The sequence below is a fragment of the Neobacillus sp. K501 genome, from assembly GCF_053749995.1.
In genome coordinates this window covers 257,153-274,421 of record NZ_JBSLYA010000006.1, presented here as the reverse complement: position 1 = coordinate 274,421, position 17,269 = coordinate 257,153, and the positions used below count along the sequence as shown (strand labels likewise).

Genomic DNA, 17,269 nt, shown 5'->3' with positions numbered 1-17,269 from the left:
CTAAGGGCTGGTGGCTTGTGGCGCGAAATACTTGCGGATGGCGGAGAATAGTTGCGGATGGCGGAAAATACTTGCGGATGGCGGAAAATACTTGCGGATGGCGGAAAATACTTGCGGATGGCGGAAAATACTTGCGGATGGCGGAGAATACTTGCGGATGGCGGAGAATACTTGCGGATGGCGGAGAATACTTGCGGATGGCGGAAAATACTTGCGGATAGCGCGAAATACTTGCGGATGGCGGAAAATACTTGCGGATGGCGGAAAATACTTGCGGATGGCGGAAAATACTTGCGGATGGCGGAGAATACAAGCGGATAGCGGAAAATACTTGCGGATGGCGCGAAATACTTGCGGATGGCGGAGAATACAAGCGGATAGCGGAAAATACTTGCGGATGGCGCGAAATACTTGCGGATGGCGGAGAATACTTGCGGATGGCGGAAAATACTTGCGGATGGCGCGAAATACTTGCGGATGGCGGAGAATACTTGCGGATGGCACGAAAAACTCTCGGATAGCAGCAAAAAACACGTCTAGACCCCCCAAAAACCCACTTTCAACTCACCCCGCTCCCACATTTCCATTTTGGTTATAATTAGTATTAGTGTTTTCTTTTTTAATCATTTCAGCTAGTGCTATAATGGTGTAATGGAAACATGAATGGGAGGACTTTGGGATGTACGATTTTCGCGAGTGGCGCCATGTGTTCAAACTCGACCCAAATAAAGAGATAACAGATGATAGATTAGAGAAAATATGTGAATCTGGAACAGATGCGGTCATTGTTGGCGGGACAGACGGGGTAACCCTTGAAAATGTCCTCGATTTAATGGCTCGAATCCGCCGTTACACTGTTCCTTGTGTTTTAGAAGTCTCCAGTATTGAGACGGTAACCCCTGGCTTTGACCTCTATTTTATCCCAACGATTTTAAACAGTAACGATCCAAATTGGATTACTGGAATTCATCATCAAGCAGTGAAGGAATTTGGGGAAATCATGGATTGGGAAGAAATTGTAATGGAAGGCTACTGCATATTGAATGGGGATTGCAAAGCGGCGAAACTGACATCCGCCGATGCAGACAAATCCATTGATGATGCAAAGGCCTATGCGATGATGGCGGAAAAAATGTTCCAGCTGCCGATCTTTTACTTAGAATACAGCGGCAAATACGGGGATCCAGAATTGGTCGCCGAAGTGAAAAGGACACTTGAAAAAACAGTCCTATTTTATGGCGGCGGTATCGCGACCGAAGAGCAAGCAACGGAAATGGCCGAGCATGCAGATGTCATTGTCGTAGGCAACGTCATTTATGAAAATTTTGAACAAGCATTAGCAACCGTAAAAAGTGTTCGGTAGAATTTGCGAGAAACGCAAAATAGAGTTAAAATAAGAACAAACGTTTGGTATGGTGGTGAAGGAATTGCAATACTTATCAGATAAGCTTTTAAATGGCTTAAACCCAGAGCAGCAAAGTGCTGTAAAGGCAACAGACGGACCGCTATTACTGATGGCCGGTGCCGGTAGTGGGAAAACAAGAGTGTTAACACATCGGATTGCCTACTTAATCGTAGAAAAACGCGTCAATCCCTACAATATTTTAGCGATTACCTTTACAAATAAGGCCGCTCGGGAAATGAAGGATCGAATCGGAAAAATGATGGGCGGTGCAGCCGAAGAAATTTGGATCTCAACCTTCCACTCGATGTGCGTAAGAATACTGCGCAGAGACATTGATCGTTTAGGCTACAACCGTAATTTTACGATTCTCGATAGCGGTGATCAGCAATCCGTCATTAAGCGAATTTTAAAGGAAAAAAATATTGATCCGAAAAAGTTTGATCCTCGGGCGATTTTAGGATCAATCAGCTCAGCGAAAAATGAACTGATTGATCCAGAAGAGTATGACAAAACGGCTGGCTCTGGCGGTTATTTTGAGCAGAAAGTCAGTGAGGTTTACAAGGAATATCAGAAACAGCTGCGGAAAAATCAAGCGCTCGATTTTGATGATTTGATCATGATGACGATTCAATTGTTTCAACGCATGCCGGAAGTACTCGAATATTACCAACGGAAATTCCAATACATTCATGTTGATGAGTATCAGGATACAAACCGAGCTCAGTATATGTTAGTCAAGCTGTTAGCAAACCGCTTTAAAAATCTATGTGTTGTTGGGGACTCCGACCAGTCGATTTATCGCTGGCGTGGTGCGGATATTGCTAACATCCTTTCATTTGAAAAAGATTATCCGAATGCAACCGTAATTCTCCTTGAACAAAACTATCGTTCGACTAAAAAGATTCTCCTTGCTGCCAATAAGGTGATTGAAAACAATATGAACCGTAAGGCAAAGAATCTGTGGACAGAAAACCCTGAAGGGAACAAACTCGTCTATTATCGTGCAGATAGTGAGCAGGGAGAAGCGCAATTTGTAACTGGAAAAATAAAAGAATTAACCCGTGATGGCAAATACAAGCTATCCGATATTGCGATTCTTTATCGTACCAATGCCCAGTCGCGTGTGATGGAGGAAGTTTTACTAAAATCAACGATTGGCTATAGCATTGTCGGCGGAACCAAGTTCTATGACAGAAAAGAAATTAAAGACATGCTTGCTTATTTGCGGTTAATTTCCAATCCAGATGATGATATTAGCTTACAGCGGATTATCAATGTGCCGAAACGAGGGATTGGTTCAAGCTCGGTCGATAAAATGGCTAATTTTGCAGCCATGCATGGAATATCCATCTATCAAGCATTGGACTCTGTGGAATTACTAGGTTTAAGTCCAAAAATCACTAAGACCGCTAGGGAATTTAGGGACTTAATCCGGAATTACACCCAGCAGCAGGAATTTCTTTCGGTGACCGAACTGGTAGAAGAAATTCTTGATAAGTCAGGTTATCGCGAAATGTTAAAGGCGGAGAAATCCATTGAATCTGAAAGCCGTCTGGAAAACTTAAACGAATTATTATCCGTTACGAAAAACTTCGAAGAAACCAATGAAGATAAGAGCCTAGTAGCCTTTTTAACAGATTTGGCCCTTGTTGCCGATATTGATGCATTGGATGATGATGGTGAAAAGGCAGACACGGTTACTTTAATGACTTTGCACTCGGCAAAAGGGCTGGAATTCCCGGTTGTTTTCTTAATCGGAATGGAAGAAGGAGTATTCCCTCACAGCCGCTCACTGATGGAAGAAGTCGAAATGGAAGAGGAACGCCGCTTAGCTTATGTGGGAATTACGCGTGCGGAACAAACACTGTTCCTAACGAACGCACAAATGAGAACGTTATTTGGGCGCACCAGCATGAACATGCCATCCCGTTTCATTAAGGAAATTCCGGAAGAGTTAATAGAAGGAGTAGAAACGGAAAAACGAATGAATACTCCGTTTGGCTCAAGAGGATCTTCAAATAGCCGCTCTGGAAGCAGTTTTGGTGGTTCATCTGGAGGATCTTTTGGTACTCCAGCAGCAAGAAAAATCGTGATGCGTCCAACTGCTGCCTCAACTGGCGGTGACGAACTTGGCTGGAAGGTCGGCGATAAAGCGGAACATGGAAAATGGGGCATTGGTACCGTTGTGAGTGTTAAGGGACAAGGCGAAGGAACGGAGTTAGACATCGCTTTCCCAAGCCCAACCGGAATTAAACGCCTGCTCGCCAAATTTGCTCCGATTAAAAAAGTTTAAAGAATAGGTTAAGCGGAGAATTTCCGGTTAATATATATTTTTGAGGCTAAAAGCCAGATATAAGCGGAGATATTCCGGTTAACTGCTCTAAATAAGATAAAATTCAAAGATTTAGACAAACTAGCCGGAAAAACTCCCCTTATTTTTAGGGATTTATAAGTATCTCCCGATTTAAACGGAATTTCTCCTTTTATTTTCTAATACAATGAAGTCAACATTTAATGATAACAGGGCCTATATTTTTAGAATGACAGGAAAGGGCTGGATCAATGGACCTTCAAACCGCAAAAACCAAAGTTAGTGAAATCACAACCTTATTAAATCAATATGGCTATGAATATTACGTACTAGATCAACCCTCAGTTCCAGATGCTGAATATGACAGGTTGATGCAGGAATTATTGACTTTGGAGGAACAGTTTCCAGAGTTAAAAACGCCAGATTCACCTTCTGAGCGTATTGGCGGTAAAGTGCTTGATGTATTTGAAAAAGTAGAGCACCGAACTCCGATGTTAAGCTTGGGCAATGCTTTCAATGAACAGGACTTAAAAGATTTTGATCGGCGAATCCGCCAGGCGGTTGGCGATGAATTTTCCTATGTATGTGAATTGAAAATTGATGGACTTGCGGTGTCACTACGCTATGAAGATGGCTTGTTTATCCAAGGAGCGACACGAGGGGACGGCACGATCGGTGAAGATATTACAGCTAATATAAAAACCATTAAATCGATCCCACTCCGCCTAAGAGAGAATGTGACCCTCGAGGTGCGCGGTGAAGCGTTTATGTCTAAGCGTTCTTTTGAAGCATTAAACAAACTCAAGGAAGAACGCGGTGAAGATTTAGCGGCCAACCCGAGAAATGCTGCAGCTGGTTCACTAAGGCAATTGGATCCGAAGATTGCCGCTTCTCGAAATCTCGATGTCTATTTATATGGAATTGGCAATGCTGGAGAGCTTGGAGTTACCTCCCATAGTGAAGGCTTAGACTACTTAGATCAGCTTGGTTTTAAAACCAATAAAGAACGGCGTAAGTGTGCCACGATTGACGATGTCATTGTATTTGTGAACAGCTGGGTGGATAAACGCCCGAATCTTCCCTATGAGATTGATGGAATCGTTATAAAAGTGGACTCCTATGAACACCAAAATCAGCTTGGGACAACAGCAAAAAGCCCACGCTGGGCCATTGCCTACAAGTTCCCTGCCGAGGAAGTCGTGACAACATTAATCGATATTGAGTTAAGTGTTGGGAGAACGGGTGTCGTAACCCCAACCGCAATTCTGAAGCCTGTGAAAGTTGCAGGAACAACGGTGCAGCGTGCATCTCTGCATAATGAAGATTTAATTCGTGAAAAAGATATTAAAATCGGCGATCAAGTGGTTGTGAAAAAGGCTGGAGATATCATTCCTGAGGTTGTAAATGTGCTGGCTGAACAACGAACTGGTCAAGAAGTAGACTTCCAGATGCCAACCCATTGTCCAGAATGTGAAAGTGAGCTTGTCCGATTCGAGGGTGAAGTGGCATTGCGCTGTATTAATCCAAAATGCCCGGCGCAAATTCGCGAAGGACTGATTCATTTTGTTTCTCGTAATGCCATGAATATTGACGGTCTGGGTGAAAGGGTCATCAGCCAGCTGTTTGCCGAGAAATTAATCATTGATGTCGCTGATATTTATAAGCTCACTCGTGAGCAGCTTTTAGCGTTAGAAAGAATGGGAGAGAAATCCGTAGCCAATCTATTAAAGGCAATCGAAGTTTCAAAGGGCAATTCCTTAGAAAAATTGCTGTTTGGTCTTGGCATTCGCCATGTCGGTGCTAAGGCAGCCAAAACGTTAGCACAGCAGTTCGATACGATGGACAAACTAGCTGCCGCTTCGAAAGAGGACTTGATCGCCATCAACGAAATTGGCGATAAAATGGCCGATTCAATTGTCGCCTTTTTTGAACAGGAAGAAGCAAACGAGCTGATGAAGGAATTGGCTGCAGCCGGTGTAAATATGGAGTATAAGGGTCCTAAACCTGTATCGGTGGAGGATTCTGACAGTATCTTTGCTGGAAAAACGGTTGTTTTAACAGGAAAATTAGAGGTGCTCTCAAGAAATGAAGCCAAGGAAAAGATCGAAGCACTTGGTGGGAATGTATCAGGCAGTGTCAGTAAAAAAACACACCTAGTGATTGCTGGTGAGGATGCTGGTTCGAAATTAACGAAAGCCCAAGAGCTGGGGATCGAAGTATGGGACGAGGAGAAGCTCTTGGCAGAATTAAATAAATAAGAGGTGTTATCGACGTGAGAAAGCTCTCATTGCTCGCTCTCTCCCTTGCCATTTTGCTCAGTGGATGTGCACCAAACTTTCAAAAGCAGGATAGCACTGTTCAAACGAAAGAAAAAACGGATGAGAAAGCGATTATTCCGAAGTACAATATATCAGATAATTACTATCGTACGGTATTGCCATTTGAACCTGGGGAAGCTCGTGGATTAACTGTTAGCAATATTAATACTCGTTATGATATTAATGAATTCGAAACAGGACTGATGCGTATTGCCCAGCATCAATTTGACCCGAAAACCTACTATTTCAAAGAAGGTCAGGAGTTAAAGAAAAATACGGTCAGACTATGGTTAAACCGTAAATTTACTCCGGCACAATTAGAGGCAGAAGGTTTAAAGGATACTGAAAATATCGGCCTCAATCCGTTGATGGAGGATAACGCAGATTTTCAGGAAGGCAATAAAAATAGCCCGATTTATTTAGCCCATATTTTAGAGCATAACTATTTGGTGAAGGGTGAAAATGACACGGTTAAATTAGGCGGAGTCGTCATTGGCCTAGCACTAAATTCCGTGCATTATTACCGAACTGCCGTTGGAGAACCTTATTTTGAAAAAGAAATATCTGCGGCTGAAATGGAAGCAGAAGGGAAAAAGATAGCCCAAGAGGTCCTGACCCGTCTCCGCAACATGAAGGGGCTGAAGGATGTCCCGATAACGATTGCCTTGTTTAAGCAGCAAAGCCGAACATCCGTTGTGCCTGGCACCTTCTTCACCTACACCAATGTCGACAAAGGTAGCACAACGATTGGTAACTGGGAACCGGTAAATGAGAAATACTTCTTATTCCCATCAACCGATGCTCAAGAAGCACATCGTGATGATGTAACGGCCTTCTTAAACTTTAAGCAGGACGTGGAAGAGTATTTTCCAAACTTTAACGGGGTCATCGGCCAAGCTTTCTATATTGGCGACCAATTTCAAGAATTAGATATTACGATTCCAATCCAATTCTATGGAAAAACCGAAGCGATTGGCTTTACCCAATATGTCACGGGTCTTGTTTTGGAACACTTTCCAAAGTATATCTCCGTTTCGGTCAGTGTCACCTCCGTTGACGGACCCGAAGCCTTAATCGTCCGCAAAGCAAACGAAACCGAACCGTTTGTTCATATTTATTAAACCGAGGGCCTAGCATGAAGCTAGGTCTTTTTTTGTATGTTAAGAAAGTAATAAATTTTAGAATTGAAGATATTTCGACGGTTAAAATTTTTTGGAATTAAGTAAAAGGGCAACTAGGCAATCGCCTGCGCCTAACGGCTTGGCGCTAGCCAAGTTTTCTTTATGTGGAAAAAAAGTCCAAGCCCCTTTCCGTTGATACAAACAATAGAAACTGTTAGAATGAACAATGGAGTGAAAACGTTTAAATACATAGGAGGTCTAGGAATATGGTACAACCTTACAAACATGAGCCATTTACTGATTTTACGATTGAAGAGAACCGCCAGGGCTTTCTTAGCGGATTAAAAACCGTTGAAAGTTACTTAGGGCAAGTTTATCCACTTGTAATCGGCGGAGAAAAAATCACAACAGAAGATAAAATCGTTTCCTATAATCCAGCGAACAAAGAAGAAGTAATTGGCAGCGTCTCAAAAGCGAACCAAGAGCTTGCTGAAAAAGCAATGCAAGCTGCGGTTGAAGCATTCAAAACTTGGAAAAAAGTGAAGCCAGAATTCCGTGCTGATGTATTATTCAAAGCAGCGACAATCATTCGCCGCCGCAAGCATGAATTTTCTGCACTTTTAACAAAAGAAGCAGGTAAACCATGGAAAGAAGCAGATGCAGATACTGCAGAAGCAATTGACTTCCTTGAATACTATGGCCGCCAAATGCTGGCGATTAAAGATGGCGTTCCAGTAAACAGCCGTCCGAATGAATTTAACCGATACAATTATATTCCACTTGGTGTTGGTATCATCATTTCACCATGGAATTTCCCATTAGCAATCATGGCAGGTACAACGGTTGCAGCGATTGTTGCTGGTAACACTGTTCTTTTAAAACCAGCTTCAACAACTCCAATTGTTGCAGCTAAATTCGTAGAAGTGATGGAAGAAGCAGGTCTTCCTAAAGGCGTCCTAAACTTTGTTCCAGGAAGCGGCGCAGAAGTTGGCGACTACTTAGTTGACCATAAAGACACTCGTTTCATTAGCTTCACAGGTTCTCGTGATGTTGGTCTTCGTATTTTCGAACGTTCTTCAAAAGTGAACCCAGGTCAAGTTTGGATGAAGCGTCTAATCGCAGAAATGGGCGGTAAAGATACAATCGTCGTTGATTCTGAAGCAGATCTTGAGTTAGCTGCACAATCCATCGTGGCAGGTGCATTCGGTTTCTCTGGTCAAAAATGTTCTGCATGTTCTCGTGCGGTAATCGTTGAAGACGTTTATGATACTGTCTTAAACCGTGTTGTTGAATTAACAAACCAATTAACGCTTGGTAACCCAGAAGAGCAAGGCACATTCATGGGTCCAGTCATCGACAACAGCGCATTCAAGAAAATCATGGAATACGTTGAAATTGGCAAGCAAGAAGGTAAATTAATGGCTGGTGGCGAAGGAGATGACTCAAAAGGTTACTTCATTAAACCAACGGTTATTGCGGACCTTGCTCCGGATGCTCGCTTGATGCAAGAAGAAATCTTTGGCCCAGTGGTTGGTTTCACAAAGGCAACAGACTTCACAGAAGCACTTGAAATTGCAAACAACACTGAGTATGGCTTAACGGGTGCTGTTATCACGAAAAACCGTGAAAAGATCGAGCAAGCACGTGAAGACTTCCATGTCGGTAACCTATACTTCAACCGTTCTTGTACAGGAGCTATCGTTGGTTACCAACCATTCGGCGGTTTCAACATGTCCGGAACTGACTCCAAAGCAGGCGGTCCTGATTATCTATTACTACACATGCAAGCAAAAACAACATCTGAAATGTACTAATAGCAAAATGAGTCCTATTCAATTGAATAGGGCTTGTTTTTATTTTTTAGGAGGCTGACAAAATATAAATTATCAAAGTAGATGGGGAATATTAATATCCATCATGGTTCCATGACCTGAAAAAGCAAAAATCAAGCAAAACCATGTCATGAATTACGGTTTCATGACATGTAAAAGCGAAAGTCAAGCCAAATCAGGTCATGAATCTTGGCTTCATGACCTGAAAAGTCAAAAACCAAGCAACGCCAGGTCATGAATCACGGTTTCGTGTCATGTAAAAGCAAAATCTAAGCAAAACCGATCTATGAGGCTCGAAAATTTTGACCAAATTTACGATGCGTTCCCCCCAGCATATGTCCTCACCATCCACCCTTTTATCCACCGAATTGTTTTTGACAATAATGTGAAATGATTCACAAATAAGCCTGATTTGTGATGTACTTCACAATTTTTTACCCCCTTAGAGATTACAATGTATCTATAGAAAAAATCATACAAAAGGTATATTCATATAAATACTAAGGAGTGACTCACGTTGAAAAAACTAGTGATGATCGGGAACGGAATGGCTGGCGTTAGAACAATCGAAGAACTTTTAAAAATAGATCAAAACCAATTTGAAATTACCATTTTTGGACAAGAACCATATCCGAACTACAACCGGATAAAATTATCAAACATTCTTCAAGGGGACACAAATTTTGAAGAAATTATCATTAACCCTCTTGACTGGTATAAAGAAAATAATATTCAACTTTTTACAGGGGAAACGGTCACTAAAATTGATACAGCAGCAAAGAAGGTAATCTCTGATCAAGGCCGGGAAGTAGAATACGATGAATTAATTATTGCTACAGGGTCTAATTCTTTCATTCTCCCAATTCCAGGTGCTGACAAAATCGGCGTGACCGGTTTCCGTGATATAAAAGATTGTGAGATGATGATCAAATCAGCAGAACAATATAAAAAAGCAGTTGTCATCGGTGGTGGACTTCTTGGCCTTGAAGCAGCGAGAGGACTCCTCAATCTAGGTATGAAGGTTGATGTCGTCCACCTCATGCCAAACCTAATGGAACGCCAACTAGACCCCATTGCTTCCAGTCTGCTAAAAGCCGAGCTCGAATCACAGGGCATGAACTTTTTAATGGAAAAACAAACAACAGAAATTCTAGGTGATGAGCGGGTAACCGGGCTTCGCATTAAGGATGGCTCTACAGTTGACGCGGACCTAGTGGTAATGGCAATCGGGATTAAGTCCAATATTGAAGTGGCGAAAAACAGCGGCATCTATGTAAACCGTGGAATTGTTGTCAATGACTTTATGGAGACAAACGTGGAGAATGTCTACGCGGTTGGGGAATGTGCGGAGCACCGTGAAATGGTTTATGGCTTGGTTGCGCCTTTATATGAGCAAGGGAAAGTGCTAGCAGAGCATATTACTGGTAAGGAAACAAAACCATATGAAGGTTCCATCACAGGAACGCAGCTAAAGGTGGCGGGTGTTGACCTTTTCTCAGCGGGTGAAATTTTTGAAGATAAATCTACTAAATCCATCATGGTCTATAACGAATATGAGGGACTTTATAAACGGGTATTAATCCGCAACAATCAAATTGTCGGGATTGTCCTTTATGGCGACACGAAAGATAGTACGAGACTTTACCGGATGCTGACGAAAAAGGAAGATATCACAGGAGTATCGATTTTTGAATCCCAGTGTACTGGTGAAGGCGGATCCGATGATATTGCATCAATGCCAAATGACGAGTTGGTTTGCGGCTGTAATGGCGTAACCAAGGGTGCAATCGTTGAAGCGATCCAAACACAAGGTCTGACTACACTCGATCAAGTCAGTCACTGTACCAATGCTGGGCGGTCTTGTGGACGGTGTAAGCCGATGGTGAGCAGTATCTTAGCTTATACTCTTGGCGATCAATTTGATGCAGCAGCAGCAAAGAAAACAAGCATTTGCGGCTGTACTACCCTAAGCCGTGATGAATTAGTCGAAGAAATTAAGGCAAAAGGTCTTACAAGCGTAAAAGAAGTTATGAACGTACTTGAGTGGAATAATGACGAAGGCTGTACGAAATGCCGCCCGGCAATCAACTACTACCTAGGCATGATCCACATGGATGAATACAAGGATGACCGTGATTCACGTCTCGTCAATGAAAAAATGCATGCCAATATTCAAAAGGACGGAACATACTCAGTTGTCCCTAGAATGTATGGCGGTGTGACAACGGCAGCTGACTTAAAGAAAATTGCCGAAGTCGCTGAGAAGTATGATGTACCCCTTGTGAAATTAACAGGCGGGCAGCGAATTGGTTTGTTTGGAGTGAAAAAAGAAGACCTTCCGAGCATGTGGGAAGAGCTTGGGATGCCATCAGGATATGCTTATGGAAAAACGTTACGAACGGTTAAAACATGTGTGGGAGCGCAATTCTGTCGCTATGGTACACAGGATTCCATGGCACTCGGTATTGAACTTGAGAAAAAATTTGAGCGGTTGGATACTCCGCACAAAGTAAAAATGGGTGTATCTGCTTGCCCAAGAAACTGTTCTGAAGCAGGAATTAAAGATATCGGATTTGTCGGAATTGATGGCGGCTGGGAAATCTATGTGGCTGGTAATGGCGGGGTTGACCTCCGAGCTGGGGACCTATTAGCTACTGTTAAAACAGAAGCGGATGTCATGGAAATGACCGGTGCTTACCTTCAATACTATCGTGAAACAGCTAACTACTTGGAGCGGACATCTAAATGGGTAGAACGCGTCGGCTTAGAACACGTGAAGGAAGTTTTAGCAGACGAAACGACTAGAAAGCAATTAAACGAACGTATGGACCAAACCATCCAGAAATATAATGAGCCTTGGAATGAAGCGATTCAGAGCGAAGAAATAAAAGATAAGTATTATACAAAAAATACTGTCAAGGTTGGAGAGTGATCGAACATGCTGCAAACTATAACTCGCATTCCAGTAGCTAATTTCTCAAATTTAAAGTCACAGACAGGTTATTCGATTAAAATTGATGATAAAGAAATAGCGTTATTTAAAACATCTAAAGGCAATGTTTATGCGTTAGAAAATCGCAGTCCTCATCCGAAAGGCGGTGTCCTTTCGGAAGGATTGGTCAGTGGTGAATATGTGTTTTGTCCGGTTTATGATTGGAAAATTTCTTTAGCAGATGGACTTGTTCAAGCACCGGATACAGGCGAAGTTCGAACTTATCAAGTAGAATTAGAAGAGGATATTATCTTTATCGTTTTATAAATAAGAAAAGCGCAAGCGCCTTGGTCAGGGGCGACAGGCATAAGACAAGCCAACGAGAAGGTTGCACTTTAACCTTCTTGACGGATTGGCTTATGACCCGAGCCCCTAGGCGCTGGAGCTGGACAATTCTCGAAGTCGAATGTTATGCGCTTAAGGTAGGACAAATGGGAAGGATGGCTGCATCATGAAAACAGGGAAAGTATTTTTAGTAGGGGCAGGGCCAGGGGACATCGGATTAATTACCGTGAAAGGATTGGAAGCAATTAAGCAGGCGGAAGTCATTCTCTATGACCGCCTTGCCAATCCAAAGCTATTAGAATTTGCGCAGGCAGATTGTGAATTGATATACTGCGGGAAATTGCCTGATCGCCATACGCTGCGCCAAGAAAATATCAATGAACTATTGGTTGAAAAGGCATCAGCCGGTAAAGTGGTTATCCGCTTAAAAGGCGGGGATCCTGGAGTCTTTGGCCGTGTTGGTGAAGAAGCGGCAGCCCTTGCAAACTACCAAATTCCTTTTGAAATCGTCCCTGGTATTTCATCGGGGATTGCAGCCCCCCTTTATGCTGGGATCCCGGTTACTCATCGTGAGCATGCCGAATCATTCGCAGTCGTAACCGCCCACGATAAATCACAGGACGGGAAGCCTATGCTCGACTGGGAAGGTCTTGTCCGTGGTGTCGATACGATCGCCTTTTATATGGGAGTCGGAAATTTACCTTTTATCTGCGAGAATTTGATTACTCACGGGAAGGCGTCATCTACTCCAGTCATTTTAATTCAATGGGGTACCTTTGGCCGGCAGAAAACCTTACAAGGGACCTTGGCTGATATTTCTGCCAAAGTAGCACAGGCGAAGTTCACAAATCCTGCAATCATTCTGGTTGGAGATGTAATCTCTTTACGGGAAAAAATCAGTTGGTTTGAGAAAAAGCCATTGTATGGCAGACAGGTATTGCTAGCGCGTACCGGCGAGAGTATCAGCAGCCTGTCAAAGGAACTTCAGGAACAAGGGGCAGATGTCATCGAATTCCCAAGATGGAAAAAAACGATGGTTCCGGTGGATTTAACGAATATCACAGAATACGATGATATCTTGTTCACATCTCCGGAGTGTGTAGTGGAATTTTTTACTGCTGTTATCGAACAAAGAATAGACATTCGAAAAATAAAGGCTGATTTCTATGGCCGGTCTAGTAAAACCGTGAAGGTTTTAAAAGAGCGTGGCTTCTGTGCCGACGTCATGATCGAAACATCTGCGTCAAGGAAGCTCTTGGTTGTTGGAGATGATCGGTTCTTGAAAGCTGAACATATAATTGCAGACTACCTTGTTACGAGCAAAAAGGAACTGGATCTGCAGTTTGTTCCGATTTTTAAAAGAATGCTGGCGGAAGCGGACGTCAATACAGTGGTATTTCCAAGTAAAGCATCGGTTACAGCACTAATCGAGGGCTTGAAAGAATGCGATATCGATGCATTTCAACTGCTAAACGAGCGCCAAGTCATTAGTATCGGGCCGCAAACGAGAAAGGCGATTGAAGGAGCAGGGATAAAAGTAGCTGGAATGTCCAGAACGGCGACGAAAGAGGCCCTTGTCGAGCTGTTAGCAGTATGTCCGATCGAAGGAGAATAAAGATGGAAGCAATCATCTATATTGCGCACGGAAGTCGACTTGACACGGCTAATGAGCGATTTATTACTTTTATAAAAGAAGTCATGGATCGCTCGGAGGCGCAGATTCAAGCCTATGGATTTATTGAACATGCCAATCCGTCCATTGCTGAGGCGATCGAGTCATGTTTAGCGCTGGGAGCCAATGAGATCACAGTTGTTCCGATTTTACTATTACCTGGTATTCATGCGAATGAAGATATTCCTGCAGTGTTCAAGGAATTTCCTGATGTGGTGTTTCATTATAGCAAGCCTTTAGGAGTCGATGAAATCATGGTGGACCTTCTTTCCCAACGGCTAACGATGGCTGGTTTTAGCAATCGGGAAACGGAGACGGTGCTTTTAGTTGGTCATGGAAGCAGGGAGCCACAAGCTGCTGTTGAATTTGAACAACTAGCGAGCCGTTTACGCCGGAAAATCGGGACTGAGGTGCACACCGCTTACCTTACAACTCCTGTTTTTTATCATGAAAAAGTAAAAGAACTTATCGATAAAAAGGTGTATATCCTTCCGTATCTATTGTTTTCAGGAGGGTATACGGTCAAAATGGAGAAAGTACTTACTGAAATGGCCGGTCGAATCGAGATGTGTCCTCCGATTGGCTTTGATGAGAAATTAATTCCGCTCATTCAAAAACGAGCGAATGAGGTGTGTGCACATGAATTCTAGCTATCCGATTATGTTGCAGCTTGAGGGAAAAAAAGTAGTGGTGGTTGGAGGCGGGAAGGTCGCTGAGCGCAAGGTTAATGGCCTGCTCGGGACTGGAGCACGGGTATCTGTTATAAGTCCAGTTGTAACAGTTGAACTGCGAAGGCTTGCTAGCCAGGGAGTTATAGACTGGAAGGAAAAGCTATTTTCACCTGATGACATGAAGGACGCGTTTTTGATTTTTGCTGCAACGAATGATCGAGAACTAAACCAGTTCATCCGGAATTCAGCTGGAGTCCATCAACTCGTAACCATCGCCGATGACCCTGATGAATCAGATTTTCATGTTCCAGCTCATTTTCACCGTGGCAGGTTAAGCATTGCTGTCTCTACAGGCGGGGCTAGTCCAACGCTTGCAAGTACGATTCGTGCAGAACTTGAACAGCAATTTGATGAACGGTATGAGGAGTATTTGGAATTTTTATATAAAGCAAGACAGCAAATTTTAAAAGAAGTGGCAGATCCAGTAATCAAACGAAAAATATTAAAAGCGATTGTTACAACCGAATTTTTTAATAGCGATCAACGTGAAGCAGACTTAAAACAATTATTGGATGTATGGAAAGCGGGTATCTAAAGCAGATGCCCGCTTTTTTGTGTGCTTTATTCAGAAGATGTTGTTGCTTTTGCTGAATTTTGTACTTGGGTTACCGCCGTTAGAGCCGAAGAAATTTCACTGGATGCTTGCTTAATTGCTTCCTGAGCCAAGGTTGGATCGGAATTTGCCTTTTCAATAGCTTGAGATAACAGGGTTTGTGTTAGGGTAACATTTGCTTTTGCTTGATTTAACTGATTGACATCAATTTGAGTCACAATGACTTCCTCCCTCAATTATAAGAATTACCTCTATATCATGACCCCATGAAAAGTAAATATTTGAGGAAAGAAATTCCTTTTATCGGATTGAAAATAAAAACATAATAGTAAACGGGGAAAAAATACCCATTTTTATAAAAATTTTCAGAAAAGTAGTTCCATTTTTAAAAAGTGTGTTATATAATACAAAACAAGGTTAGATACTGTATTATAACAAAGAGGTGAATAAGTTCATGTCGACGCAAACGACTGGTATTGAGGTGGTCGGGGCCCTGAAAGCCCAGTATGATGAGATTTTAACACCGGAAGCATTAAATTTTATTGAAGAGCTTGAACAAAAATTCGGAGCACGGCGTGTCCAACTGTTACAGTCGAGAAAGAAACGCCAAGAGGAATTGGATAACGGAAAGCTTCCAGATTTCCTTCCGGAAACGAAGCATATCCGAACGGGAGATTGGACGATTGCTCCACTGCCACAGGATCTTCAAGACCGCCGAGTCGAAATTACCGGGCCAACAGAGCGGAAAATGGTCATCAATGCTCTAAATTCAGGTGCAAAGATTTTTATGGCAGATTGTGAAGATGCCACTTCGCCCACCTGGGAGAGTATCGTCGAGGGACAAATCAACTTAAGAGATGCGGTAAATCGAACGATTTCTTTTGAAAATTTGAATGGAAAAAAATATGTGCTGAATGAAAAGACGGCCGTGCTGCTTGTGAGACCACGCGGGCTGCATTTGGAAGAAAAACATGTCCTCCTTAATGGCAAGCCTATTTCCGGAAGCTTTTTCGATTTTGGATTGTACTTTTTCCATAATGTAAAGAACATGCTTGCACGGGGAACAGGACCGTACTTTTACCTTCCGAAGCTAGAGAGTCATCTAGAGGCTAGACTTTGGAATGATGTCTTTGTTTTCGCCCAAGACAAATTAGGGATCGCACAAGGAACGATTAAAGCAACCGTTTTAATCGAAACCATCCTAGCCTCCTTTGAAATGAATGAAATTTTATATGAATTAAAAGAGCACTCTGCCGGGTTAAATTGCGGTAGATGGGATTATATTTTCAGTTACTTGAAGAAGCTCCGCAACCATAAGGATGTCATCCTTCCAGATCGCTCACAAGTGACAATGACGGTGCCGTTCATGCGGTCGTATTCATTGTTAACGATTCAAACTTGCCACCGCCGGAAAGCACCGGCTATGGGTGGCATGGCCGCACAAATTCCGATCAAAAAAAATCCGGAAGCGAATGAAGAAGCTTTTGCAAAGGTTCGTGCCGATAAAGAGCGGGAAGCTCGTGATGGTCATGATGGTACATGGGTTGCCCATCCAGGGCTTGTGCCAGTTGCGATGGAAGTTTTTGACCGTGAGATGCCAATCGCGAATCAAATTCATACGACTAAGCAACAAAAAATTACGGTTACAGCGAGCGACTTGCTGGAAGTACCAGGGGGCACGATTACCGAAGAAGGTGTTCGCACGAATATCAATGTCGGAATACAATACGTAGCTTCTTGGCTAGCTGGCAGAGGCGCGGCGCCAATCCATAACTTAATGGAGGACGCGGCAACAGCAGAAATTTCACGGGCACAGCTTTGGCAATGGATTCGCCATCCGAAAGGTGTTTTAGCAGACGGACGGAAAGTAACGGTTGAAATGTATGAGCAATTAAAGGCTGAGGAATTAGTTAAAATCAAACAGGAAATTGGTGAGTCTGTCTATGAAAACGGGCGATTTGCAGAAGCTGTTACCTTGTTTGATGGCTTGATCTTAAATGATGAATTCGCAGAGTTTTTAACACTGCCTGGTTATGAGCTTATTTAAAA

The 17,269-nt window shown here is 42.9% G+C and carries 13 protein-coding genes; 11 read left to right on the top strand and 2 right to left on the bottom strand.

Annotated elements, in window-relative coordinates:
• Nucleotides 1-534 carry a hypothetical protein gene (locus ACWM35_RS15650; RefSeq protein WP_454819727.1) on the bottom strand — a complete coding sequence of 178 codons (534 nt, stop codon included), beginning with the start codon at nucleotides 532-534 and terminating at the stop codon, nucleotides 1-3.
• Nucleotides 535-679: 145 nt separating this feature from the next.
• On the opposite strand from ACWM35_RS15650, the gene ACWM35_RS15645 reads away from it, so the two are divergent.
• The 10 genes from ACWM35_RS15645 to ACWM35_RS15600 all read left to right on the top strand — a co-directional run bounded on the left by ACWM35_RS15645 (nucleotide 680) and on the right by ACWM35_RS15600 (nucleotide 15,202).
• Entirely contained in the window at nucleotides 680-1,363 is a 684-nt protein-coding gene (locus ACWM35_RS15645; protein WP_454819726.1) for a heptaprenylglyceryl phosphate synthase, read from the top strand.
• 64 nt (nucleotides 1,364-1,427) lie between these two features.
• A complete protein-coding gene (pcrA, locus tag ACWM35_RS15640) occupies nucleotides 1,428-3,698 on the top strand; it encodes a DNA helicase PcrA (RefSeq protein WP_454819725.1) in 2,271 nt (756 codons plus the stop codon).
• A gap of 269 nt (nucleotides 3,699-3,967) precedes the next feature.
• Nucleotides 3,968-5,974, top strand: coding sequence for an NAD-dependent DNA ligase LigA (ligA, locus tag ACWM35_RS15635; protein WP_454819724.1), 2,007 nt, complete (start codon nucleotides 3,968-3,970; stop codon nucleotides 5,972-5,974).
• Between the two features lie 14 nt (nucleotides 5,975-5,988).
• Nucleotides 5,989-7,155, top strand: a complete 1,167-nt coding sequence (locus tag ACWM35_RS15630; protein ID WP_454819723.1) for a CamS family sex pheromone protein — start codon at nucleotides 5,989-5,991, stop codon at nucleotides 7,153-7,155.
• Between the two features lie 266 nt (nucleotides 7,156-7,421).
• Entirely contained in the window at nucleotides 7,422-8,969 is a 1,548-nt protein-coding gene (gene pruA / locus ACWM35_RS15625) for an L-glutamate gamma-semialdehyde dehydrogenase (protein ID WP_454819722.1), read from the top strand.
• 550 nt (nucleotides 8,970-9,519) lie between these two features.
• Nucleotides 9,520-11,919 (top strand): nitrite reductase large subunit NirB, encoded by a 2,400-nt coding sequence (nirB, locus tag ACWM35_RS15620; protein WP_454819758.1) that lies wholly within the window; start codon nucleotides 9,520-9,522, stop codon nucleotides 11,917-11,919.
• Nucleotides 11,920-11,925: 6 nt separating this feature from the next.
• Complete coding sequence (gene nirD / locus ACWM35_RS15615) at nucleotides 11,926-12,246, top strand: nitrite reductase small subunit NirD (protein ID WP_454819721.1); 321 nt, start codon at nucleotides 11,926-11,928, stop codon at nucleotides 12,244-12,246.
• 184 nt (nucleotides 12,247-12,430) lie between these two features.
• Nucleotides 12,431-13,879 carry a uroporphyrinogen-III C-methyltransferase gene (cobA, locus tag ACWM35_RS15610; protein WP_454819720.1) on the top strand — a complete coding sequence of 483 codons (1,449 nt, stop codon included), beginning with the start codon at nucleotides 12,431-12,433 and terminating at the stop codon, nucleotides 13,877-13,879.
• Between the two features lie 2 nt (nucleotides 13,880-13,881).
• The gene (locus ACWM35_RS15605) at nucleotides 13,882-14,586 is read left to right on the top strand and encodes a sirohydrochlorin chelatase (protein ID WP_454819719.1); all 705 of its coding nucleotides are present in this window, start codon (nucleotides 13,882-13,884) and stop codon (nucleotides 14,584-14,586) included.
• Entirely contained in the window at nucleotides 14,576-15,202 is a 627-nt protein-coding gene (locus ACWM35_RS15600) for an NAD(P)-binding protein (RefSeq protein WP_454819718.1), read from the top strand. Before ACWM35_RS15605 ends, ACWM35_RS15600 begins: the two co-directional genes overlap by 11 nt.
• Before the next feature lie 26 nt (nucleotides 15,203-15,228).
• Here the strand turns inward: ACWM35_RS15600 and ACWM35_RS15595 are convergent, their stop codons facing one another.
• Nucleotides 15,229-15,438, bottom strand: coding sequence for a hypothetical protein (locus tag ACWM35_RS15595; RefSeq protein WP_454819717.1), 210 nt, complete (start codon nucleotides 15,436-15,438; stop codon nucleotides 15,229-15,231).
• A gap of 236 nt (nucleotides 15,439-15,674) precedes the next feature.
• Here ACWM35_RS15595 and aceB point away from each other — a divergent pair, with 236 nt between their 5' ends.
• The gene (gene aceB / locus ACWM35_RS15590; protein WP_454819716.1) at nucleotides 15,675-17,267 is read left to right on the top strand and encodes a malate synthase A; all 1,593 of its coding nucleotides are present in this window, start codon (nucleotides 15,675-15,677) and stop codon (nucleotides 17,265-17,267) included.
• Nucleotides 17,268-17,269 lie beyond the last annotated feature (2 nt).